Annotated in this window: 13 protein-coding genes; all 13 read left to right on the forward strand. The window is 37.7% G+C overall.

Translation table 11 applies throughout. The features are described from left to right. Positions 1-754: 754 nt before the first annotated feature. A complete protein-coding gene (locus tag MM239_RS14100) occupies positions 755-2,605 on the forward strand; it encodes a sialate O-acetylesterase (RefSeq protein ID WP_241348892.1) in 1,851 nt (616 codons plus the stop codon). Between the two features lie 588 nt (positions 2,606-3,193). After that, positions 3,194-4,108: an IS1595 family transposase gene (locus MM239_RS14105; protein WP_241348893.1), complete on the forward strand. Its 915-nt coding sequence runs from the start codon at positions 3,194-3,196 to the stop codon at positions 4,106-4,108. Between the two features lie 865 nt (positions 4,109-4,973). Further along, positions 4,974-8,369 carry a SusC/RagA family TonB-linked outer membrane protein gene (locus MM239_RS14110; RefSeq protein WP_241348894.1) on the forward strand — a complete coding sequence of 1,132 codons (3,396 nt, stop codon included), beginning with the start codon at positions 4,974-4,976 and terminating at the stop codon, positions 8,367-8,369. 13 nt (positions 8,370-8,382) lie between these two features. Next, complete coding sequence (locus tag MM239_RS14115; protein WP_241348895.1) at positions 8,383-10,281, forward strand: RagB/SusD family nutrient uptake outer membrane protein; 1,899 nt, start codon at positions 8,383-8,385, stop codon at positions 10,279-10,281. A 132-nt stretch (positions 10,282-10,413) separates the two neighbouring features. Next, positions 10,414-13,350, forward strand: coding sequence for a SusC/RagA family TonB-linked outer membrane protein (locus tag MM239_RS14120; protein WP_241348896.1), 2,937 nt, complete (start codon positions 10,414-10,416; stop codon positions 13,348-13,350). Positions 13,351-13,361: 11 nt separating this feature from the next. Beyond that, a complete protein-coding gene (locus MM239_RS14125; protein WP_241348897.1) occupies positions 13,362-15,143 on the forward strand; it encodes a RagB/SusD family nutrient uptake outer membrane protein in 1,782 nt (593 codons plus the stop codon). A gap of 54 nt (positions 15,144-15,197) precedes the next feature. Then, a complete protein-coding gene (locus MM239_RS14130; RefSeq protein ID WP_241348898.1) occupies positions 15,198-16,223 on the forward strand; it encodes a DUF5627 domain-containing protein in 1,026 nt (341 codons plus the stop codon). A gap of 25 nt (positions 16,224-16,248) precedes the next feature. Then, entirely contained in the window at positions 16,249-18,360 is a 2,112-nt protein-coding gene (locus MM239_RS14135) for an endo-1,4-beta-xylanase (protein ID WP_241348899.1), read from the forward strand. A 104-nt stretch (positions 18,361-18,464) separates the two neighbouring features. Continuing rightward, the gene (locus MM239_RS14140; protein ID WP_241348900.1) at positions 18,465-19,610 is read left to right on the forward strand and encodes an endo-1,4-beta-xylanase; all 1,146 of its coding nucleotides are present in this window, start codon (positions 18,465-18,467) and stop codon (positions 19,608-19,610) included. A gap of 311 nt (positions 19,611-19,921) precedes the next feature. Continuing rightward, positions 19,922-21,490, forward strand: coding sequence for a glycoside hydrolase family 43 protein (locus tag MM239_RS14145; protein WP_241348901.1), 1,569 nt, complete (start codon positions 19,922-19,924; stop codon positions 21,488-21,490). Positions 21,491-21,495: 5 nt separating this feature from the next. Next, positions 21,496-22,893, forward strand: coding sequence for a family 43 glycosylhydrolase (locus MM239_RS14150; RefSeq protein WP_241348902.1), 1,398 nt, complete (start codon positions 21,496-21,498; stop codon positions 22,891-22,893). Positions 22,894-22,908: 15 nt separating this feature from the next. Then, positions 22,909-25,428: a glycoside hydrolase family 95 protein gene (locus MM239_RS14155; protein ID WP_241348903.1), complete on the forward strand. Its 2,520-nt coding sequence runs from the start codon at positions 22,909-22,911 to the stop codon at positions 25,426-25,428. A gap of 74 nt (positions 25,429-25,502) precedes the next feature. Then, positions 25,503-26,300, forward strand: coding sequence for a sialate O-acetylesterase (locus tag MM239_RS14160; protein ID WP_241348904.1), 798 nt, complete (start codon positions 25,503-25,505; stop codon positions 26,298-26,300). Positions 26,301-26,333 lie beyond the last annotated feature (33 nt).

Consider the following 26,333-nt stretch of genomic DNA (forward strand, 5'->3'; position numbering starts at 1 on the left):
ATGTATTCCTGTCGGACTATTACCAAAAGGTTAGAATCAAAACTTAAAGAACCGCCGTATACCGAACGGTACGTACGGTGGTGTGAGAGGACAGATAGGGAAATAATCCCTATCTTCCTACTCTATTGGGTATAATTGCGATTTTAATCAAAACTATTATAATTACCAGTTTATGGAATTATTCTATGGAAAGACCCTTTTATAGCATAATTAATTTGCCTAATGCTTCATTAAACAAGGTGTACTGAAAATACCAACTAGAGAATAAATTTTTAAAATTTTGATAAATACTACATTTATTGAGAATTCTCTCTTTATATATGTAAAAGATTATTTAAGGATCCAGCTTGATTTATGTGCTTCTAAAAATTTCAAAACTTGAAATTTTCGGGCTAGTCTCAGGTATACCATCTTCTATATTAGGATCATTCGAAGTATAAGTATACATCTTCATTCGCCCGACTTGATTCTGACATATTAAAGTCTATTGCTGCAAGTCCTAAATATATTTTCTACCATTCTTCAAATTGGAAGAAAAAATTTCATGAAATCGGTTGCATTGCATTTTTTATTTATTCATGTTTACTAAAAATATCAATGATTACATCGTCGATATATTAGTATTCCCGATTAATAACATTTTAAAAAACTTATTTTGTTTAAGGTTCGCCTATATATACTATTTCTGCCTTTTACGCTATTCATAATTTCAGCAGAGGCTCAAATTAAGCTTCCTAAACTAATCAGCAATGGCATGGTTATCCAGCGTAATGCTGATGTGAATATTTGGGGTTGGTCAGATGAGATGGCTGATGTGAAGATGAGTTTTGATAATGTTGATTTTGAAACCAAAGCTGACCAGGATGGCCGGTGGCATTTTGTTTTACCTACCAAAAGTGCTGGCGGGCCTTATGAGATGAGAATTTCTTCAAATGAGGATGAGAAAATTATAAATGACATTTGGATAGGAGAGGTGTGGGTATGTTCAGGTCAGTCTAACATGGAGACTACTATGGAACGAGTAGAACCAATGTTTCCAGAGGAATTTATAGATCCAGGAAACAATTTAATTAGGTATTTTGATGTACCAGATGATTATAGTTTCACTAGTGTGAAAGAAGATCTCAAAGGTGGTAAATGGGTGTCGGTGACTCCGGAGTCTATTAAAAGTATAGCTGCGGTAAGCTATTTTTTTGCAAAAAATTTGAGTAATAAATATGGATTGGCAGTAGGAATGATCAATGCTAGTGTGGGTGGGTCTCCAATTGAATCTTGGCTCAGTGAAGATGCATTAAGAGAATTCCCAAAAGATCATGAAGAAGCACTCCATTTTCAAAAACCAGGAGTTATCGAAGAGATTGAAGCTAATGATAGGGAGAAGATGAATGCTTGGAGAAGTGCCTTAAATCAGAGTGATCTAGGGATACAGGATGATCAAATTCCTTGGTATGATGAGCGTTTTCAACCAAAAAACTGGCACAGCATGAGTGAAGTCAATCTATGGCCAACTGAAAATGGTAGACCTGTCAATGGTGTATATTGGTTTAGAAAGGAATTTAGTATCGATGATCCTGATCAAGTTGGCCAAGAGGCAAAACTACTTTTGGGAACATTGATAGATAGTGATGAAGCTTATATCAATGGTACACTTGTGGGGAACACAAGTTATCAATATCCGCCTAGGAGGTATGATGTTCCTAAGGAAGTCCTAAGGTTAGGAAAGAATACTTTGGTGGTAAGAATAGTAAATGAAAGTGGAAGAGGAGGTTTTGTGAAGGATAAGCCTTATCAATTAGAGATTGGAGATCATATCATAGATTTGAGTACGGATTGGCGCTATCAAGTCGGTGCAACCTCACGGCCTGCACCAAGACAGACGGCTGTTAGGTTCAAGCCTATGGGATTGTACAATGCCATGGTAGCACCACTACACTCAATGACAGTAAAAGGTGTGCTTTGGTATCAAGGCGAGTCAAACGCAGGTCAGGCATTCAAATATGAAAAGCAATTTAAAGCGCTTTTGGATGGATGGAGATCGTCTTGGTCTGAACCTGATCTTCCCTTTATCCTTGTACAACTTCCAAATTATATGGAAATATCAGAACAGCCTCAAGAAAGTGGTTGGGCTGAGATGCGTGAAGTTCAGCGAAGAGCACTAAGTTACCCAAATGTCGGACTAGCAATTACTATTGATGTTGGTGAAGCAAATGATATTCATCCATTAGATAAGAAAAGCGTAGGAGATAGACTTGCACTTCAAGCCTATAAGATTGCATATGGAGAAACTGATAGTGTTTTTTCAGGTCCCTTATTAAATAGCGTTATTAGTAAAAAAAATAACATAACCTTGAAGTTTACTGAAGTGGGACGAGGTTTGCAAACTAAATACAATGAGCCATTAGGCGGTTTTGCAATCACTTATGATGGGGGAAATTATCAATGGATAACTTCAGTAAGCCTAAAAGGCAAAAACAAAGTTGAAATTCTTTTAGATAAAGGGGAAAAGCCAATAGCCATTAGGTACGGATGGGCTAATAATCCTCACAATGCTAATTTGGTGAATTCAGATGGACTGCCAGCGTCACCATTTCAAGTAAAATTATAAACGGAATTATTTCGCTAATTTAAGATTGAATATAGTGGGCTAGCACTATTTATTGGTCTCACTCGGAGGTATACCTATCAATAGGTCCATAAAATGTTATTTTTAATAACTCCCTTATTATCATAAGGTATTTGCAGTTTTGTAAATAGTAAATTCAAACCGGAGATGGATTTTTGTAAATTATTTTCCCTAGTAAATAGGACTTTCTAAGTATTTTCTTAAAAGTTACAACGCAGTGATTTTTATATGTTATTTCTCAAGTTTGAGAAGATATTTTAACAACACAAAGTTTAATTTTTCTCTTTTTTCATTATCGACTACTTTGATCCTTTTATTAAATTATCGGTTAAAGACGATGCTATTGTTCAATTCCAAAGGATCAGCTTAAATTCTAAATAGGAAACTTGTCCGCTTGATAGGATCTAATATTAATCAATATTTTTTATCGTCACTTATAATATTACCAATATACATTTTCTCTTTTATGACTCTCCGTGATTTTACACGTAGCCAAATATTCTATGATAGCTAGTGTCAACTAGTTTCTCAAAAGGATAAAATGATGTTACTTGAAGAAAATTTAGAATCATGAACATCATTGACTTTATAACCCATTTCCCTGACGAAGAGAGTTGTGAGAAATTTCTGAAAGCATACAGGGAAAAGGAAGGAGTTTACTGCAAAACATGTAGCAGTTTCACCAGACAATATTGGTTTAGTGGAAAGAAATTCTTCGAATACAGTAAGTGCAGAAGAAGGACTTCTTTAAAAGCAGGAACAATAATGGAATCCAGTAATCTTACATTGCACACTTGGTTTACTGCTTTTTTATTGATGTCTGCGACTAAGAAGGGGTTTTCTTGTCTCGAATTCCAAAGACAGCTAGGCTTAAGTCGGTATGAAACTGCATTTAACCTTATGCATAAAATAAGGTCTATAATGGGTAAAAGAGATAGCACCTATATGCTAAAAGGAATGGTTGAATATGATGAAGCATATGTTGAAAAGGCAGTTGATGAAGAATTAAAGAATCAACTGAAACGAGGAAAAGGTAGCCAAAGACAAGCAATAGTTGCTGTTGCAGCTGAATCGACCCCGCTTGAAGATGAAAATACAGGAGAGAAATCAAAACATTGTGGCTTTTTCAAAATGAAGGTGATTCCTGATGCTTCAGCGAGTTCTTTTGAAGGGTTTGTTAATGATGCAATTGATAAAGAATCGGTATTAATCACGGATAAAAATCAGGCTTATGTTAATTTGGAGAAGCTTGTAGAATGTCATATAAAAGTGAAATCATCTGAAAAATCGACAAATGATGAACTGAATTGGGTTCACACAGCTATAAGTAATCTGAAAAAGAATCTATTGGGCATTTACCATATGGTTACAGAAAAATACCTACAGAATTATCTTGATGAATTTGTCTACAAGCTAAACAGAAGGTATTTTGGTGAAAAATTATTTGACAGACTAATTATCGCAGCTATTCAAACATACGTGTAAGATTGTGGATAGTCATATTCTCTTTTATTACCATGTTATGACGATCGATTAATGCAACATTTTCCTGGCTAATTGTGAATTAATTATTGTAAAAATGAATAGACTACATTAAATGACTGTTGTTTGAGGAATGGCGTGATTTATATTTGGGAATTTTGTTTTGAATAAAAATTTTAAAGTATGTTGTTGTTTACTTTAAAAAATAAAAATTATTTTTTTTTAGTAAAATAATAAATGTAAGTATCTGAAAATCAGAAAGTATACTTAAGCGAAATGCAGAGGTTTCTGTTAATTTTCAAAAAGGGCTAAATTTCATAAAAAAGGCACTTTTTGAATACAAAATAATGTTTTCGTAAACAAAACACAAAAAATAAATAACTGTAAATCAGTTATTTGTGTCTTATGTGCAAATTGTTCTTTTTGTAAAAGGATTTATATATTTGATTTAGTCAAGTACAACAAAAACCCAAAAATTATGAAAAGAATTATACTACCACTTAACTTCAAATTGAAATCGGTTTCACTATCTCCCATGATAGATTTTTAGAACCTATCCTTAAGAATGTAATTTCTTATTTGTAAAAAATAATTAAACAAATAGTTTATTTAGGTTAAATCACATGCAGTGCAAATGAAATTTATCAAGATCTTAAATGGGTCTCAATAAATCTCAAAATGATATTCATGCTGATTTATAATTGTTGAAGAAGTTCAATTAATAGTTTAACCCAAAACCTTTAAAACAATGCATCCATATAGAAATTCCACATAGCCATTCTTTTGATAGGGATCTCATTTTCTTATCAGATCTTATCGATTTTGAATAAAAATCATTTAACCTTTTAAAAGAAAAAAATCAATTAGTATGAATAAAATTTTACATAGGCGATTCTCCAATATATTAGGGAGGATTACTGGTGTGGTAATGGTAACAATAATGCTTACAATACCATATTACGCACAAGCAGATGATGCCAATGTACATTCTATAGATGAATCTACTTTAGCGGTAGGTTTCAATATATTGAATGACTTTGCAAACAGAAATTCAGGGAAAGAGGTAAGAAAAAATATAACTTCAGAAAAGTCAAAAGACAAATCTGAAACTAAAATACTTTCTAATTCTGGAAATATCGTTGGTACTGAAAAAACTGCACTTGGTTTACCAAGAATCAACAGTAATTTATTGAACTCATCCAATGCTTCAATAAATTTAAAAATAGCACAGATCACTGGAGTTGTAACAGATGCAAGAGATGGCTTGCCTATCCCTGGTGTGACTGTTCTTGTGAAAGGAACCACAAGAGGAGTTGCAACTGGTATTGATGGAGAATATAGCATAAATGTCGAGCCTGGAGATGTTTTGGTTTTTAGCTTTATTGGATATAAAGCCAAAGAAGTTTTAATTGGCCAAAGCAATACTGTCTACAATATATCTTTAAATGAAGATGAAACTTCTTTGGATGAAGTTGTGGTAGTAGGTTACGCTGAGCAAAAGAGAGAAACTGTGGTAGGTTCAGTTGTACAAACTAAAGGTGAGGTTCTTCAAAGAGCTGGAGGTGTATCAAACGTTGGTCAAGCACTCACAGGTAACCTTCCAGGTGTGATTACAACTTCAAGTGTTGGAATACCTGGTCAGGAGATGCCACAAATTGTTATAAGAGGTCAAAATAGTTGGAATGGAAATTCTCCACTTATATTAGTTGATGGAGTAGAAAGGCCAGAGTTTTTTAATCAGATGGATATTGCTTCAGTTGAATCAATATCTGTTTTGAAAGATGCATCTGCTACAGCAGTATTTGGTTCCCGAGGTGCAAATGGGGTTATTATTGTAACAACCAAACGTGGTAAAGAAGGTAAAGCTGAGATTACTGCCAATTTCAGTTCAACCTTAAAGTCTGCATCAAAACTTCCAGGAAAGCTTGATTCTTATGACGCCATTGGTATAAGAAACCAAGCAATAGAAAGGGAGCTTTCTTTAAGTCCAAACAGTTGGGCAGAGATGATTCCAGAGGATATGAGGTTGAGGTATAGATACCCTCAAAGCTTAGAAGAAATGGAAAGGTATCCAAATGTTGACTGGCAAAAGGCTGTTTTCAAAGATCAGGCCATGGCTTATAATGCAAATGTTGCTATAAGAGGAGGTACTGATTTTGTTAAATATTTCTCAAGTATCGATTATCAACATGAAGGCGACTTATTTAGACAATTTGATACAGGTAGAGGCTATCAAGCGGGTTTCAATTTTGATAGAATTAACTTCAGGAGCAATTTAGATTTTCAATTGACCCCTACAACAAAATTGGGGGTTAATTTAGGTGGATCGTATGGGGTTCGTCAAGCTCCTTGGGCATATGATTTTCCGCAAAGTTATTGGAACTCCGCCTACAGGAGTCCACCAGATGCCTTCTTGCCAAGATACTCTGATGGATCATATGGTACGTATTGGCCAGATGATTATGCAGTCACAAACTCCTTGTTGAATCTTGCTATTAGTGGATCGAATCAGATTACTACCACCTTATTGTCAACAAATTTTGTTTTGGAGCAAGATCTTGGAGTAATATTAAAAGGTTTAAGTTTTAGAGGGACACTGGCCGTTGATAACTCGTTCCAAGAAACCAATAGAGGAATAAATGACCTGTACAATAATCCAAATACGAAATGGATTAATCCTTTAACTGGTGAGTCTTTCTACAGGAATATACTTGATGGAAATACAAGATTTGACTTTGTGGAAGCAATTACTTGGGGAAATGCTGGTGGTACAGTTAATAACAACGAGTCTCAAAGGAGGCTTTTCTATCAGACTCAATTAAATTATGTCAAGAGCATTGAAGGTGTTCACAATTTTTCAGCAATGGGACTTCTAAGTCGTCAAGAAGATGCAAAAGGTAGTATCATTCCTTCTTACCGAGAAGATTGGGTTTTTAGGACCGCTTATGATTACAAAAGTAAATACTTGATCGAATACAATGGTGCTTACAATGGATCAGAAAAGTTCTCCCCAGAGAATCGTTTTGCTTTCTTTTCATCAGGTGGCATTGGTTGGAATATTTCAGAAGAAAACTTCATGAAGAACGTGAGAGCTGTAGATGTTCTGAAAATCAGAGGTTCTTATGGTGAAGTTGGAGATGATAATATTGGAGGAAGGTTCCTTTTTATGGATGAGTGGTTATTTGGAGAGAATTCTCAATTAGGGGTTATTGGCGAAAGTGGAGAGAGTAGTCCATATACATGGTTCAGGCAAAATGCAGTGGGAAATCCAAATGTTAGATGGGAAACTGTATATAAATATAATTTTGGTACAGAATTCAGGTTTTTTCAAGGATTGTTTTTTGGTAGTGTAGATTGGTTCAGAGACAATAGAGTAGATATACTAATGACTAGCGGGCGATCCATTCCAACTTATTATGGAGCAAATGCACCTGCGGCTAACCTTGGAAGAGTAGAAACTACTGGATATGAATTGATGCTTGGTTTTAATCGAATTCTTAAGAATGGTATAAGGATATGGGGTGATTTTGCTATGACTCATGCAATTGACCAAGTTATTCAAAGGGATGATCCATTTTTACGCCCAGATTATCAAAAACAAGCTGGATTTCAGTTGGGTCAATACCGAAGTCACATCAGTGCTGGTTACTATAACACATGGGATGAGTTATATGGTAGTCCACAACATAACACAAACGATATGGCAAAACTTCCGGGGAACTATTACATCGCTGATTTTAATGGAGATGGAGTTGTGGATGATTTTGATTCTGCACCATATGGGTTTTCTGGTGTCCCTCAAAACACTTACAATACTAATATAGGAGTGGAGTGGAAAGGACTAAGCCTGTTTCTTCAGTTTTATGGAGTTAACAATGTAACAAGAGATGTTGGCTTAAGTAGTCTTAGCAATGGTCTCAACTTGGTATATGAAGAAGGAACTTATTGGTCTAAAGATGATCCAAATGCAGATTCCCCATTACCTAGATGGCGCTCTCAACCTTCTAATTTCAATTACGGACCAAGATACTTATTTGATGGATCATATTTGAGACTAAAGAATGCAGAGATAGCATATAATTTCCAACCTGAGTTGGTAAGAAGTTTTGGAATGGGAAATATGCGGGTCTACATAAATGGTAACAACCTACTATTATGGACAAAGATGCCAGATGATAGGGAGTCAAATTTTGGTGGACCTTCAGGTCAAGGAGCTTATCCAACGATAAGAAGGGTGAATTTGGGAATAAATGTTACATTCTAAGTGAGCTAATACAATGAAAAAGTATATAAAATTAATAATGAAGGGTACTGCATGGACCGTTATGTTTCTGTTCATATCCTCATGTGAAGATTATTTGGAAAGAACACCTCAGTCGATTATATCAGAAGAACAAGCCTTTCAAAATTTCACAAATTTTCAAGGATATGTTGAGGAACTCTATCACTGCATTCCTAATTTCACTTTATCCAATTGGACTAGTTCTTGGAATTGGGGAGAAGATGAAATAGAATCTACAGCAGGTACCTTCCATTTGTCTTACAATATAGATAGAGGGAACTTCTGGGCTTGGCAGGTAGAAAATGGTGCAGGGACAAATGGGTGGTTAGATGCTCCCTCAGTCAATACTAATAGAGATCATAAAAACAAAGGTCTTTGGCCATTGGCTTGGTATGGTATCAGAAAAGCAAATATGGGTTTGGAAAACCTTTCCATGATGGTAGATGCTACCCCGGAGGAAAGGCGTTTGATAGAAGGTCAATTGCTTTTCTTTAGAGGTTGGTTTCATTTTATGTTGATTCAATATTTTGGTGGATTACCATATGTAGATCAGGTTTTGCCGAGTGATGAACAATTGACTTTACCTAGACTAAGCTACTTTGAATGTGCCGATAAAGTGGCTTTGGACTTGGAGCGTGCTGCATCATTATTGCCTATCAATTGGGATAATACCGAAGCCGGTGGTAGAACTCCTAATAAAAACCAACAACGAATCAATAAGATTATGGCGTTGGGCTATTTAGGTAAAAATTACTTGTGGGCAGGAAGTCCACTTATGAATTCTGTATCTAATGGAAGCCAAACCTATAATGCTGAATATTGTAGAAAAGCCTCTCAGGCCTTTGGTGATCTGTTGCAATTAGTCGAATCAGGAGAAACCCAATACAGTTTAATTGACTTCGCAAGATATCATAATAATTTTTACACGATGGGCCAAAACTGGGCTTTAGCAGGAGGTACAGAAGCCATATTCAGGTCTCCATATTACTCTGCCAATGATTCACATTGGAGGATTTCCAAGCAGTATAAGCCTACATTTATGGATGAAGGTGACCCAACTAATTTTTATCCTACTGCTAATTACGTTCATGCAAATTTTGGTATGGCAAATGGACTTCCTTTACCAAAAGATGTCACTCAGGCAGATCCAGAGTCAGGATATGATCCTCATTACCCATGGAAAGGCAGAGATCCGAGATTTTATGCTGTAATAGTTTATGATGGAGTTAAGGTCGTACAAGGCTCGATTCCTGATCCTAACCAAGAGGTAAATCGATTTGCAAATCTACATAGAGGAGGTAGCTATAGAGAAGTTGTAACAGGTAGTCTATCGGGCTATGCCAATCGAAAAATTTCTCCGTTGACGGCGAATATATTCGATAGAGCATTTGATTGGGGTTCTTCTCTACACATAAATGTTCCTTACATGCGTTTAGCTGATATTTACTTGATGTATGCTGAAGCTACCCTTATGGGTTTCAATAGTGTAGGAGGAACATCAACCACTTTCAATAAAACTCCAGTTGAGGCTGTGAATGTTATTCGTTCTCGTGCTGGAATGGCTGGTGTACATGAAAGCTTCCTTGGTTCTGTAAGTAGTTTTCTAGGTGAAATTAGACGTGAAAGAGCTGTAGAACTTGCATTTGAGGGACATAGATTTAATGATTTGAGAAGATGGTTGCTTTTAACTGAAGCCCCATACAATATTAAAACTTCTTATGAATTTGATAGATCAGGCACTTTCAATGCAGATGATCCTACCGAAAATCGCATTATTAATATGAGAGAGGAAGTAATCATAGAGCGGAATTTGACTCCACGGCATTATTGGTTACCTCTAAAAGTTTCAGATGTTAGTTTATACCCAGATTTTAGCCAGAACCCTGGCTGGTAAACTTATCGCTTTTCGTTTAATAATATTTAAGAAAGAAATATGAAGATTAATATAAAAATAATTCTGTTATACTGCATTTGTCTGTTACAGTTTCCCCTGTCACTCAAAGCTCAGAATACACAGAAAATAAATTTGGAATTAGCGATTCGAGCTAATTCTAATGAGCCAATTCCAGATGCTACTGTGACTAGTGAACAGGATGATATAGTGGTCTTGACAGATGGTGAAGGGCTTGTGAATTTAGAGGTAACTCTTGGAACTCCTTTAGTAGTGACAGCAGCAGGCTATGAAACTAGGGTGATTTTAGCTCAAGCAGAAGTTTCAGAAATTGTATTGTTCCCGTTCCTTTCAGGAGATGAGGTTGTTACAGCATTTCGTACACAGAATAAAAGTGATTTGATAGGTGGGGTTTCTTCAGTAAACATGAGAGGTGTACTTGATGAGAACTTTATTACCTATCCACTGGATGGAATGGAAGCTTTTGTTGGTGGTTTTCACGGTAATATTTGGGGGAATAATAATTATTTAACACTCGTCGATGGAGTCCCTAGAGATATCACAAGTGTTATGCCCACAGAAATTGCTCAATTAACATTTTTGAAAGGAGTAAATGCAGTTGCACTTTATGGTAGTCGTGGAGCAAAAGGCGTTTTATTGGTGACTACTAAAAGAGGCGTTGCCAATAACCAAACTGTTAATGTAAGATCAAATATTGGAGTACATGTACCGAAAAGTTACCCTAGATATCTTGGGTCTGGGGAGTATATGTCTTTGTTCAATGAAGCAAGAACCAATGATGGTCTAAGCCCTCTATATTCGGATGAGGAAATTTACAATTACGCCTCTGGAATTAATCCCTATCGTTATCCAAATTTAGATTTCTTTAGCGATGAATATCTTCAAAGGGCCTACACACGTCAAGATGCCACTATGGAAATTTCAGGAGGAAACAAAATAACTAGGTACTACACAAATGTAGGTTATTGGAGTGAGGGTTCAGCATTGAATTTTGGTCAAGCAGCGAATAATGCAAATGAAAGACTAAATGTAAGAGGAAATGTTGATGTAAATATTAATGAGTTTCTTACAGCAAAAGTCGATGCAGCCGCAATTTTCTATAATGGTAGGGGAATTAATGCGGACTATTGGGGAGGTTCTACTACAATTAGGCCAAATCGTTTTTCTCCATTGATTCCAATCGATTTTCTCGCTCCTGAGGATGAAGTGGCTATGAGTTATGTACAGAGTGCTCAGCATCTGATAGATGGGAGGTATCTATTGGGAGGAACTCAGTTGGATCAGAACAATCCCATAGCAGGTAGCTATGCTGGTGGATCTAGCAGGTACAATAGCAGACAATTTCAGTTTAATGCAGGAGTGAATGCTGATTTGAGAAATGTTGTAGAAGGTCTTTCATTTAGTTCTCTTTTTGGACTAGACTACGCTACATCTTATAATTTGTCTTTTGTCAACAATTATGCCGTGTTTCAACCGAGCTGGACTAACTTTGATGGAAGAGACGAAATTGCTAGTTTGACCAGAATTGGACAAGATGCAAGTAGTAGAACTCAAAATATTAGTGATAGCTGGTTTCGTCAGACTTTATCATTTTCTGGTCAATTGAATTATGAAAAGAGTATTGGTAATAAACATCATTTTTCAAGTATGTTGATTGCCAATGGATTTCAAACAGGTACTTCTGGTATATATCATAAGGTGAATAATACAAATCTTGGATTGCAAGTTGGGTATAATTATAAGTCTAAATACTATGTGGATTTTAGTAGCGCTATGATTCACAGTACTATGTTAGCACCAGGTAATAGACAAGCATTTTCTCCAACGGGGTCATTAGGTTGGAGATTAAGTGAAGAAGATTTTATGGCTTCTTCATCAGCAGTAAATGATTTGATGCTATCTGTGTCTGGGGGTATTCTCCATACAGATTTAGATATACCAGGGTTTTACCTTTATGAAGGTATATATACCGATGAGGGTTCATGGTATGAATGGAGAGATGGATTGAATAATACAGCTACAGATGTTAGAAGAGGGCAAAACTATGAACTTAATCTTCCTAAAAGAGAAGAAATCAGCATTGGTTTGAACGCTACTTTGTTTAACAAGATGTTGACATTCAATGGTTCTTACTTTGTAAGCAGGATGACTGGATTATTCCTTCAAGATAATAATATTTATCCTAGCTATTTTGTAACAGGATGGCCAATATCTTCTTGGATTCCCTATGTAAATTACAATAATGACCTAAGGACAGGTATTGATTTTCAGCTAAACTTTAGTAAAAGAGTTGGTCAAATTGATTGGAATCTAGGAGTGTCTGGAATTTATTATGACACTAGGGCTACCAAAAGGTCAGAGAATATTGAATTTGATTATCTTTCAAGAATTGGTAAACCATTGGATGGATTATGGGGATTACAAAGTGATGGGTTTTTTAGAGGATTAGAGGATATAGCTAATTCACCATCACAAGAGGCAATTGCAGGAGGTGAAGTTAGAGCTGGAGATATCAAGTATATTGACCAAAATGGTGATGGAATAATCAATGCTCAAGATGAAATATACCTTGGTCGAGGGGGTTGGTCGGGAGCACCATTAACAATGGGTTTCAATCTTTCAGCCAAATATAAAAACTTCACCTTTTTTGTGTTAGGTACATCAAGAACAGGGGCTTATGCCATGAAAAACAGCAATTATTTCTGGGTGAAAGCTGATGACAAATATTCCGAAGTGGTTCGGGATAGGTGGACGGAAGCCACAAGCGAAACAGCAACTTATCCAAGATTGACAGCGCTAAGTGGAGCAAACAATTACCGCAACTCTGATTTTTGGCTGTATAGTACAAACAGGTTTGACCTCTCTAGAGTACAGGTTTCTTATTCATTTCCTACGAGGCTATTTGGTGAGAGATTCTTAAAGGGACTTGATGTTTATGCTAATGGAGCTAACTTATTGACAATTGCACCTAATAGGGATATTTTGGAAATGAATATTGGAATTGCTCCTCAAACTAGGTTCTATAATGTGGGTGTTAAAGCAAAATTCTAAACAGAATCTAAATGAAAATGAATATAAATTTTAAAGTAGGATTTATTATTGCAAGCTTAGTCTTATTTACTAGCTGTGCAGACATGTTTGATCCAGCACTAGAAAATATACAGAACAAGGATCGTTTGTTGGAAAGGCCTGATATGGTTCAAGGCTTATTGTTAAATGCTTATTTGAGGATTCCAACAAATAGTTTTAGTTTCAGTGAAGTGGCAACAGATGACGCTGTGACAAATGACCTTAATAGTGGGCTATTGAATACTGGTGTAGGTCAATGGGCTTCTGATTATAACCCTTTGGATCAATGGACTAATTCTCAATCTGCAATTCAGTATTTGAATGAAATGTTGTCAGTAGTAGAGAATTCAGAATTTGCAGCAAACCCTGTAGTTAATCAAATGTTTATCAACCGTATGAAAGGTGAGACATATGGATTGAGAGCGCTATTTATGTATTACTTATTAAGATCACATGCTGGAGTAGCAGATGGTGTCTTGATGGGTGTACCTATTCTGCTTGAGCCTCAAACAGCAAACTCTGATTTCAATATCCCTCGAGCCACTTTCGAGTCTTGTATGCAGCAACTATACTCAGATATTGACAAAGCAATTGAATTGTTGCCTGATAATTATGTTAACATAAGCAACACAAGCATGATGCCTGTCCTTTATAGGGATTTGGGAGCTGAAACTGGTGAGTACAATAGAGTATTTGGTGATGATGCTAAGCAACTAGTATCGGGGAGGATAGTGAGAGCTATAAGAACCCAAGCTGCGCTCCTAGCAGCTAGTCCTGCATTTAATCTTGATAATAATCAAGCAAAATGGGCTGACGCAGCTACTTTCGCAAGTGGAATGATAAGTGAAATCGGAGGTTTAAGTGGTTTGGATCCAAATGGGGTTACTTGGTACAACAATGTTTCCATGATTGAAAATTTAGGTGCAGGAGATAATCCTTCAGAAATTTTATGGAGAGGTTCTGTAGGGGGGCCGTCAAATAACTTGGAACAGCAGAACTTCCCTCCGACCTTATTTGGAAATGGAAGAGTTAACCCTAGCCAGAACCTTGTTGATGCTTTTCCTATGGCAAATGGTTATCCTATTTCAAATCCTTCATCTGGATATTCAGGAGAAACTCCTTATACAAATAGAGATCCGAGATTAAGACAGTTTATTTTAGTCAATGGGAGTACGGCTGGGCCATTAAATAGAACTATCAATACGGCTCAAGATTCAGATACTAATGATGGATTAAATAAAGTTGAGACTTCTACTCGTACTGGCTACTATATGAGAAAACTGCTTCGTCAAGATGTGAACTTAGACCCAGTTGCAAATACTGGACAACGTCACCTACAGCCAAGAATTAGGTATACAGAAATTTTCTTGATTTATGCTGAAGCTGCAAATGAAGCATTTGGTCCTATGTCTAGTGGATCATTCGGATTCTCTGCATATGACGTAATCAAAGCCATCAGGGCAAGAGCTGGTGTTGGGACAGAAAATGGGGATGCCTATCTCGAGTCGATTAGAAGTGATCAAGATGCTATGAGACAATTGATCCGAAACGAGCGTCGTTTGGAGCTATCCTTCGAAGGATTTAGATTTTGGGATCTAAGAAGATGGAGGGCTAACCTTACTGAGAGTGTGAGAGGTATGCGGATTTTGAATCAAAATAATTACTCTTCTATAAATGTTGAAAATCGTGTCTTTCGTGATCACATGATTTATGGTCCTATACCTTACAGTGAAATGTTAAAATTCAATGCCCTTCAACAAAATACTGGTTGGTAAATCATGGAAAAGTTCAAATAATTTGATTTGGAATTAGCTTTAAACTCAAAGAAAATGAAAAAAATAACTTATATAATTATAGCCCTTGTCGTGATGTTATCATCATGCCAAAATCAAGATTGGGAATTTCCAAACTTTGATTATCAGACTGTCTACTTTGCGTATCAGTACCCAGTTAGAACGATCACTTTTGGTGAAGATATCTTCGATACTTCATTGGATAATGAAGGGAAATTTAGATTGATGGTAACTACTGGTGGTGTATATTCTTCTCCAAGAGATGTTTCTGTTGAAATAGAAGTAGATGAATCAATTGCTGATGGTTTACTTTTCGAAGAGGGTGGAGATGAAATTGAAGTCCTTTCCTCCGAATATTATCAATTAAGTTCAAACACTGTTACTATTCCACGTGGTCAGATTGCTGGTGGGGTGGAAGTACAGTTGACAGGTGCATTTTTCAATGACCCAAGAGCAATTAAAAAAACTTTTGTATTACCTGTCAAAATTACAAACGTTATAAATGCAGATTCTATCTTATCTGGAGTTCCGATTGTACAGAATCCTAGAAGAGCAGTTGCAGATGATTGGTTTCCTGCTCCTAAAGATTTTACTCTTTATGCAGTCAAATATATCAATGAGTGGCATGGTTACTATTTGAGAAGAGGAAGAGACGTTATTACTGGAAAAGTGGAAGGTATAGATGATGGAACAATTACTAGACGTCAAAATAATGTTGAGAATGATGAATTAAATCAATTGGTCACTGAGTCTCGTTCTCAAGTTTTATTTCCAGTAGAATTCACTGGTGTTGGCGGTCAGAATATTACAGCGGAATTATTATTGTCTTTCAACGGAGATGGAAGCTGTACAGTTTCAGCTTCAAACAACAATTTCACAGCTTCTGGAAGCGGTAGATTTGTTCAAAAAGGTGAAAAATCCAGTTGGGGAAATCAAGACAGAGATGCGCTATACTTAACATATGAAGTTGATTTACCTCAACTACATGTATCTACAACAGATACTTTGGTTATGCGAAATAGAGGCGTAGTTATGGAGACTTTTACTCCCGTTTTGAGATAATTTAGATCAATAAAGAAAGGATAATATGAGTTATAAATATATAATTGGTATATGTACCGCCTTCGTTTTGGCAGGGACTTCTTGTGCGGACTTTGATCCTCTAGATTTTCAAGTAGAAAAGCCTGAAAGCATAATGCTTCAAGAAGAGTTAAATAGTTATGCTTCTTTAAAGAGCTTTTTGGACTCAGCTTCAAATCCAAACTATAAACTTGGTGCTAGTATGTCTATGGAGAGTTTTGTGGACAGAGGGTTAATGTACCGCTTGATTAAGAGGAACTTTAATGAGTTTACTCCATCAAATGGGATGCATCATAATAGTATCGTTCAGGGCGACGGAAGTTTTAATATGGTAAATGTTACTAGCTTTCTAAATGCTGCCCAAGTAGAAAATATGAAAGTGGTTGCTTCACCTTTGATATGGCATATGAATCAAAGGGCATCCGTTTTGAATGGAGCTTTATCTCCTTTGATAGTCAATTCACCAGCCTTTGCAAACGAATTAAATGTCCAAGAAATTTCAAGTGGTTCTTTGAGTAATTGGGAATATTCTACAGGTGCTAGTGTGGTTGCTAGTGAAGGGATGGGTGGAAATGCACCTGCTGTCAGTATCAATACTTTTAATAATGTATCCTCACCTAGTTCTACTCGATTTAGATCACCTATTATTGAAATTGAACAGGGTAGAACTTATGAGCTAGTTGCCTATGTGAAATCAGATGTACCAGGAAAAGGAAGAATAACTTTCACTGGATTATCTAATAATGAACCGGCTATAGACTGGATGTCTAATGGTTCAACATCAGAAACGTTTGAAACCAATTTATCTTGGCAAAAAATTAGTTTTAGAATTAGTGATTTTACAGGCGATCCTTTTAGTTTTCAATTTGAATTTGGTTATGAATCTAATGTGAACTATTACATTGACATAAATAACCTCTACCTATTCGATATCAATGGTGAACCAATCATTAATAATTTGATTTCAGATGGTGGGTTTGAAAATGGTACTTCGTGGGGAGGTTGGGGAAATAATTCCGAAAGAGGGTTGACTCAAGATGGGCAAGGTGTAGGAAATCAAGGAAGAGCTTTCTTTGTTACCAATCCTTCAACGACTGGTGGATTTTGGGAAGTTCAGACTGTTTATGAATTAGCTGAGCCTGTTAAATTAAATGAAGCATACAACTTGAGTTTTTGGATAAAGGGTACTGACGAAGGTTTTATTAGACCCGAACTTCAAAGTCCTGATTACTCTTCCAACGGATTTGGACAAGTTCTTGTCACGAAAGAGTGGAGGTTGGTTAATCTTTCTACAACAGTTACAGCAGCAGATAGGAATCGCTTCATCATCAGCTATGGAGAATTCGCTGGGACAGTATATATTGATGATGTGGTTTTAGCAAGTGCAAGTCTATCGGGTGGATCCACCACAGTAGTTGAAAGAACTCCTGAAGAAAAGACAGCAATTATTGAAGGACATTTCACCAATTGGATTTCTAACTTCGTTGGTGATACAAAAGAACACTTAAATGCCAGGTATGTATTAAGTGAACCAATCGACAATAGTAATCCAGATCAGTTAAGATCGGGTATTGGTAGATCATTGGGATCAAGTGAGTTCTATTGGCAAGATTACCTTGGAAAGGATTATGGAGTAATGGCGTTTCGATTAGCTAGAGAATATGGAAATAGCAACGACCTATTATTTATCAATGAGAGTGGAATGGAGACTAATTTGGACAAGTGTAGAGCTTTGATCGAATATGTTTCTTACATAGAAAGCAACAATGCTCAAGTTGATGGAATTGGTGCAAGGTTGCAGCTTGACTTAAATTCGAGCCTTGGTAATGTGGAATCTATGTTGAGATTATTAGCAGCCACAGGGAAAAAAATAAAAATATCTGGCTTAGAAGTTAGGCTGAATGTGAGTACTCCTACGCAATTAGTATTGAATGCTCAAGCAGATATGTTCAAGTCAGTGATTGAGTTATACAATCAAATAATTCCAGCCTCTCAGCAATATGGAATTACATTGACAAATCCAGTCGATACAGATAATACGATCCGTCAAGGAGTTTGGAATAGTAACCTCGTGAGAAAGCCTGCATATGTTGGTGTTTCTGAAGGGTTGGAGAATTGATCATGATTTAAGTTGATTATTTTGGAAGAGGTCCTATGCAGGATCTCTTCTAATTACAAAGTTTACCCACCCCAAAACCTAAAATCACTAACTACAACCTAATAATGAAAAAATCTAGATTTATTTCAATACGAAGTTTAGGAATGGTAGCTACGCTACTGATAGGCCTAGGCTGTATGGTGAAAACAGAAAAGAAAGCTCCTGAAACGCTAAAAGACGCCTTCGAAGGAAAGTTTCATATCGGTTCAGCTTTGAGTGCAAACCATATTAATAACCAAAATCAACCGTCTATGGGAGTCCTCAAAACCCACTTCAACTCTATCGTGGCTGAGAACAACATGAAGAGTGGCATGATTCAGATGCGTGAAGGGGAATTCAATTTTGAAGTGGCAGATAAATTCATTGAGTTTGGAGAAGCCAATGACATGCATATCGTAGGGCATACCTTGATTTGGCATTCTCAAGCACCAAGATGGTTCTTTACTGATAGTGAAGGCAATGACGTAAGTCCTGAAGTGCTTACCCAGCGCATGAAGGATCACATACACACTGTAGTAGGAAGATACAAAGGTCGTGTGAAAGGTTGGGATGTGGTCAACGAAGCGATCCTAGATGATGGCTCTTGGAGAAATAGCAAATTTTACCAAATCCTCGGAGAAGATTTCATGAAGCTTGCTTTCCAGTTTGCCAATGAAGCTGACCCAGATGCGGAGCTTTATTACAATGACTTCTCTATGGCTCAGCCAGGGAAAAGAGATGGTGTAGTGAAAATGGTGAAAGACCTTCAAGCTCAAGGTGTCAAAATAGACGGTATTGGTATGCAAGGTCACATTGGACTGGAGTATCCTACAATAGAAGAATTTGAAAAAAGTATCTTGGCTTATTCAGGTCTTGGAGTGACTGTGATGATCACAGAGCTCGACCTTAGTGTACTGCCTTCTCCACGCAGAGATATGGGAGCAGATATCGCTACCAATGTGGAATATCAGCAAAGCCTCAATCCATACACAGAAGGTTTGCCTGATGATGTTCAAAAACAATTTGATGATCGATACAAAGCCTTTTTCAAGCTTTTCTTAGATCACCATGACAAGATCTCTCGTGTCACCCTTTGGGGAATCAATGATGGTGATTCGTGGAAAAATGGTTGGCCTGTTCGTGGGAGAACAGATTATCCTTTGCTCTTCAACCGAGACAATACACCTAAATCTGTTGTGAGCGAATTGATTGAGATGGCAGCAAAGTATTAGCCTTTGCTCAATGGCCTGTCCATGGTCTGAGTCCCCACAGAACATTTAAAAAACACGAGTCTTCAGGGTTTTCCTGTGAGGACACAGGACAAGGATGGAATATTGAATTGGTTTGTGAAGACACAAATCAAAGGTAGGACACAAGCCAAGAGGGAGGACACCGACCAAGAAGATATCATTATCAATGAAGATTGATAATTAGTATTAAAAAAGTAACAACTAACAAACCTATAAACCTATTAGGCTATCCCATAAGCATGTATGTATATTTTCATGTTTAAGGGATGGCCTATTTTATCACCCTAATTCATATGAACAAATTCTTAAAGACTTCAATACTTTTATTTATAACCTTTTTTATCCATTGTGATTTGACATTTGCTCAAAAAGCAATCAACCCGATCATACACGCAGATGTGCCAGATGTCTCCATGATCAGGGTAGGAGATACGTATTATATGAGTAGTACAACTATGCATGTCAATCCTGGTGTACCGATCATGAAGTCCAAAGATTTGATCAATTGGGAATTGGTCAGCTACGCTTATCAGACACTTGGCGACAGTGACGACCTTACTTTGAGCAATGATAAAAACATGTATGGCAAAGGTTCTTGGGCAAGTAGCTTGAGGTATCATGAAGGGAAATACTATGTGAGTACTTTTTCAGGAAATACCCATAAGACATACATTTATAGCACCGAAGATATTGAAAATGGTCCTTGGGAAGCAATCGAGTTCAGACCTTCTCTGCACGATCACACTTTGTTTTTTGAAGATGGCAAAGCTTATATGATCTGGGGTGCTGGTGAGATCAAAATGGTCGAACTTGAAAGTGACTTATCTGGCATCAAAGCAGATACAGAAAGGGTGTTGATTGAAAAAGCTCACGAGCCGATCAAAGAGGAAATCATGCTTCCAGCAGAAGGTACGCAACTTTTTAAAGTCAAAGGAAAATATTACCTCTTCAACATCGCTTGGCCACGTGGAGGTATGCGTACGGTGATTGTCCACAAGGCTGATAATTTGTTTGGTCCTTATGAAGGAAGGGTAGCACTTCAGGATAAGGGTGTCGCCCAAGGAGGATTGATTGATACGCCAGAGGGAGATTGGTATTCATTTTTGTTTCGAGACAATGGTGCCGTAGGTCGAATTCCTTACTTGGTCCCTGTTCGATGGGAAAATGACTGGCCAGTGTTGGGAGAAAATGGAAAAGTCCCTATGGAATTGGATTTGCCAGCAAGCAAAGGCTTGATGCCGGGCATCGTAGCATCGGATGATTTCAAAAGAAAAAAGCGTGAACCAGCACTTCCTCTTGTCTGGCAATGGAATCACAATCCTGTAGATGAACTTTGGGCTATCGATGGTAAAAAAGGAAAACTTTCACTCAAGACAGACAGGACGGATCAATCTGTCCTAACAGCAAGAAATACATTAACTCAAAGAACAATTGGTCCTAAGAGTATGGGCACAATCAAACTGGATGTGTCGAAAATGAAAGAAGGAGACTGGTCAGGACTTACTTTGTTACAAAAAGATTTTGGACTGATAGGAGTTAAAATGCTCAATGGTCAAAAACACCTAGTGATGCAAAGGTCAGAAGATACCAAGGAGGCAGAGATTGAAAGTGTGCCTTTCAATGGGAAGTCAGTTTTGTTAAGAGCTATTTGTGACTTTGAGGAGAGAAAGGACGAAGCCAAGTTTTATTATAGTGTCGATAATGGGACGTCTTGGGAGCAATTGGGTGATACATTAAAAATGAAGTACAGTCTTCCACACTTTATGGGATATAGGTTTGGCCTTTTCTACTATGCTACTTCTCAGCCAGGAGGTCAAGTTGATTTCGATTATTTTCAAATTGATGATCAAATAAAACTGTAAGAGATATGGGAGCTTTAAAAAAACTGTCCAAGCAATCCTTATTTACTGGTCTCAGTATTTTTGGAATGATACTTCTTCATGTGAATTTGGCATTTGGTCAGAACCCTTTGATAAGAGACCAGTTTACCGCAGATCCTACTGCAAGGGTGATTAATGGTAAAATCTATGTATTCCCTTCACATGATATCCGTTGTGACTCTACTCAAGGTAGACCCGATTGGTTTTGCATGGAAGATTATCATGTTTTCTCTTCAGCAAATCTTACAGAATGGGAAGATCATGGGATGATTTTGAGTCAATATCAAGTGCCATGGGCTGATGATGAATCCTACAGCATGTGGGCTCCCGATGCTATAGAGAAGGATGGTAAATTTTATTTTTACTTTCCTAGCAAAGCCAAAAACAGGGATTTGGAAAGTGATGCTCCTGGTGTAAATGGATCAAGCTTTAAAATCGGAGTAGCAGTAGCTGATCAACCCGAAGGTCCCTACACTCCTGAATCCAATCCAATTGCAAACGTAAATGGGATCGATCCAAATGTTTTTATAGACCATGATGGTCAGGCTTATCTCTATTGGTCTCAGCATCATTTTTTTGGTGCTAAACTGAAGCCCAATATGAAAGAGTTGGATTCTGAGGTTTTCACTTTGAAAGATTTTCCAGACAAAGGACTCAAAGAAGGCCCATTTGTCTTTGAACGTGAAGGAACCTACTACATGACCTATCCCCATGTGGCCAACAAAACTGAAAGGATTGAATATGCCACTGCTGACAATCCACTCGGACCCTTTGAATACCAGGGAGTGATCATGGATGAGTCACCCGTAGGTTGCTGGACCAATCACCAATCCATAGTCCAATATGAAGGCCAATGGCTCTTGTTTTATCACCACAATGATTACTCACCAGATTTCGATAAAAACAGGTCGATCAGGGCAGATAGCTTGTTTTTTGATGAAAAGGGAAAGATCAAAAAAGTGAAGCCTACACTTCGTGGAATTGGGGTGTCCTCTGCATCTAGTCCCATTCAGATTGATAGGTATAGTGCCAAAAGTGAGGTTGGCTATGGGATTTCATTTCTAGATGATTCAAATCCTTTCGCTGGTTGGAAATCTACATTTTCAAGGGATAATGCTTGGGTTAGGTACAATCAGGTAGATTTCGACAATGGTCAATTCCGTAAGGTGAAATTTCGAATCAAGTCAAAAGATAATGATGGCTCACTGGAAGTGCGGTTAGGAAGTGAAAAAGGTGAGCTAATTACAGTGGTTGATTTAAAGGCCACAGAAGATTGGGCAGAGTTGAATTCAGACATGAAAGCCAGTAAGGCTGGTTGCCAGGACTTGGTAGTGGTGTATAGGGGTAAAAAATCTGTAGAAGTTGATTGGATTAGTTTCCAATGATAGAAAAAAATGGAAATGAGGATTAAGCAAACAAAATATAGCGCAAATACTTATTTAAGATCAAGTCTTTCGGTGTTAGTAGGATTACTTCTTATGTCCTTGACATTAGCCTCATGCCAAGCACAATCAGGAAAATTTGACCCTGATATGAAGCTTTGGTATGACAAGCCGGCCACACAATGGGTAGAAGCATTACCAGTTGGCAATGGTCGACTTGGTGCCATGGTGTTTGGAGGGCCTAATGAAGAGGTTATTCAGCTAAATGAAGATACTTTCTACGGTGGACAGCCTCACCGCAATGACAATCCAAATGCTTTGGCAGCGCTAGAGCAAGTTAGAGAGCTGATCTTTCAGGGGAAATATGTAGATGCCCAAAAGGAGATTGATGCTAATTTTTTCAAAGGACCACATGGCATGCCTTATCAGACTATTGGAGAACTAAAGATCAAATATGATGATGCAAGTGATGTCGAGGAATATTACCGAGAGCTTGACCTTGAGCAAGCTATAGTAAGCAATAGGTTCAAAAAATCAGGCGTGAATTATTCTACCGAGGTAGTATCTTCTTTTCCCGATCAATTGATTGTTGCCAAAATTTCTGCAGATCAGGCTAAAGCAATCAATTTCACAGCTACTATGGTTCGACCAGGCGACTTTGATCTTCGGGTAGAGGGTAATGATCAGCTGGTGATGACAGGAACATCAAGTGATCATGAAGGTATCAAAGGAGCGGTGAAGTTTCATGCTCAAGTGAAGTTTGTGAATAAAGGCGGAAGCCTTTCAGCAGAAAACGGACAAGTAAAAGTCACAGATGCTGATGAGGTGACCATTTACATTTCCGTTGCAACCAATTTTGTAAATTATGAAAGTTTAGAAGCCGATGAAAAAGAGCGTTCAATTGCTTATTTGGATCAAGGCTCTTCTAAAAGATTTGAAGCTATTCTCAAAGATCATATTGCAGACTACAGAAGTCTCTACGATCGTGTAAATCTTGATCTAGGTAGGACAGAGGCAGCTGATTTACCTACAGATGTTAGAATTGAGCAATTTGCAAAAGGGAATGATCCAAAGCTGGTTGCATTGTATTTCCAGTTCGGAAGGTATTTGCTGATATCCTCCTCCAGACCAGGTAGTCAGCCTGCCAATTTGCAAGGTATATGGAATCACCAGCTTACACCAGCTTGGGACAGTAAATACACCATGAATATCAATGCGGAGATGAACTATTGGCCAGCTGAACTGACCAATTTGAGTGAGCTTCATGAGCCATTTATTCAAATGGCCAAAGACCTTTCTGTCACGGGCCAAAAAACAGCTCAAGATATGTATGGTGCAAGAGGCTGGGTGCTACACCACAATACGGATCTTTGGCGAGTTACTGGACCAATTGATTTTGCAGCAGCTGGTATGTGGCCACTTGGGGGAGCATGGTTGTGTCAGCATATTTTTGATAAATATGAGTTTACAGGTGATGTTGACTTTTTAGAAGACACATATCCTGTCTATATGGGAGCTAGTTTGTTCTTTTTGGATTTTCTAGTGGAGGATCCAAGCACTGGTTTTATGGTCGTATCTCCTTCTGTATCTCCTGAAAACACGCCGTATCAGTTTCACAATGCCGCAGTGGCTTCAGGAACTACGATGGACACTCAGTTGCTTTTTGATCTATTTCGCAAAACATCCTATGCAGCCAAACTTTTAGGTAAAGATCAAGCTTTGGTCGAAGAAATTGAAGCCATGCTAGCAAGACTTCCACCGATGAGAATCGGTAAATGGGGGCAACTTCAAGAATGGCAAGAAGACTGGGATAACCCTAAGGATGATCACAGACATGTGTCTCATCTTTATGGACTTTTCCCATCTAATCAAATTTCAGCTTATCGTACTCCTGAGCTATTCACAGCTGCACGTACCTCATTACGTGCCAGAGGAGATGAATCTACTGGCTGGTCTATGGGTTGGAAGGTTAACCTTTGGGCAAGATTCCTTGATGGAAATCATGCATTTAAACTCATTCAGGACCAGTTAAGCCCAGCAATAGTTCCGAATCAGAGACAAAGAGGAGGTAGCTATCCCAATCTTTTTGACTCTCATCCACCGTTTCAGATCGATGGAAATTTCGGTTGTGCAGCTGGTATAGCGGAAATGTTACTTCAAAGTCACGATGGCGCTATCCACCTTTTGCCTGCCTTACCTGATGTTTGGAAAGATGGATCGTTCAGAGGCTTGAAGGCCAGAGGTGGATTTGAGGTAGACCTCATGTGGGAGAATGAAACCCCTGTAGAAATCAATATCAAATCTCATTTGGGTGGACTATGCCGGATCAGATCCTATCATCCCCTAGAAGCGAAAGGCCTTAAGGAGGTCAATGCTATCAATTCTAATCCATTTTATCGTGTCCCAAAAATTGAACAAGCCATCAACAATTCAGAAAGTGAATTGCAATTGATAACCACTCGGCAAGTATATGAGTATGAGTTTGAATCTGAAAAGGGAAAGAACTATACCTTTAAACCAAGCAAACCTAAAAACTAATTCAATAAACCAAATCAATAGATCAGTCACTTATGTCCTCAAAGTTATTCCTTGTATTAAGCGTCCTTATTGGGATGATCACCTTATCTAATTGCGCAATTGCTCAAGATGAGAACTTCTATATTTTCCTGAGTTTTGGCCAATCCAATATGGAAGGACATGCCAAATTTGAAGAAATTGATACAGAAGTAGATGAGAGGTTTCAAGTTCTTCAAGCAGTAGACTGCGAAAACCTAGAGCGGAAAAAGGGTATTTGGTATCCAGCTGCAGCACCTCTTACCAGGTGCCACACGGGACTTGGACCATCAGATTACTTTGGTCGCGAATTAGTCGAAAATTTACCTGCGCATATAAAAGTTGGTGTGATCAATGTCTCTGTAGGTGGTACAAAGATTGAATTGTTTCAAAAAGATAACTATCAATCCTATGTAGATACTGCTCCTGATTGGCTACAAAATATGGTCAAAGAATATGATGGAGATCCTTATGGCAGATTGATAGAGATGGCAAAATTGGCTCAAAAAGACGGTGTGATCAAAGGGATTTTGCTTCATCAGGGAGAATCAAATACAGGAGACCAAGAATGGCCTCTTAAAGTAAAGGGAGTCTATGATACTATTGTAGAAGACTTGGGATTGGATGAAAATTCATTACCAATACTTGCAGGTGAAATGGTGAGTGCAGAGCAAGGTGGTAAATGTGCAAGCATGAATGCGATCATTGCGACATTACCTCAAGTGATTCCTAATGCCTATGTAATCTCTTCGGAAAACTGTGAAGCGGTGAATGATGGACTACACTTCTCCGCTACGGGATACAGAGAGCTAGGCAGAAGATATGGAAAGCAGATGCTAGCTATTTTAGGCTATTAGATACAATCATTCGACTTAATTAAAAAATAGAAG

Origin of the sequence: Belliella filtrata (assembly GCF_022549775.1) — a bacterium.
In the GTDB taxonomy this organism is placed as follows: Bacteria; Bacteroidota; Bacteroidia; order Cytophagales; family Cyclobacteriaceae; genus Belliella; species Belliella filtrata.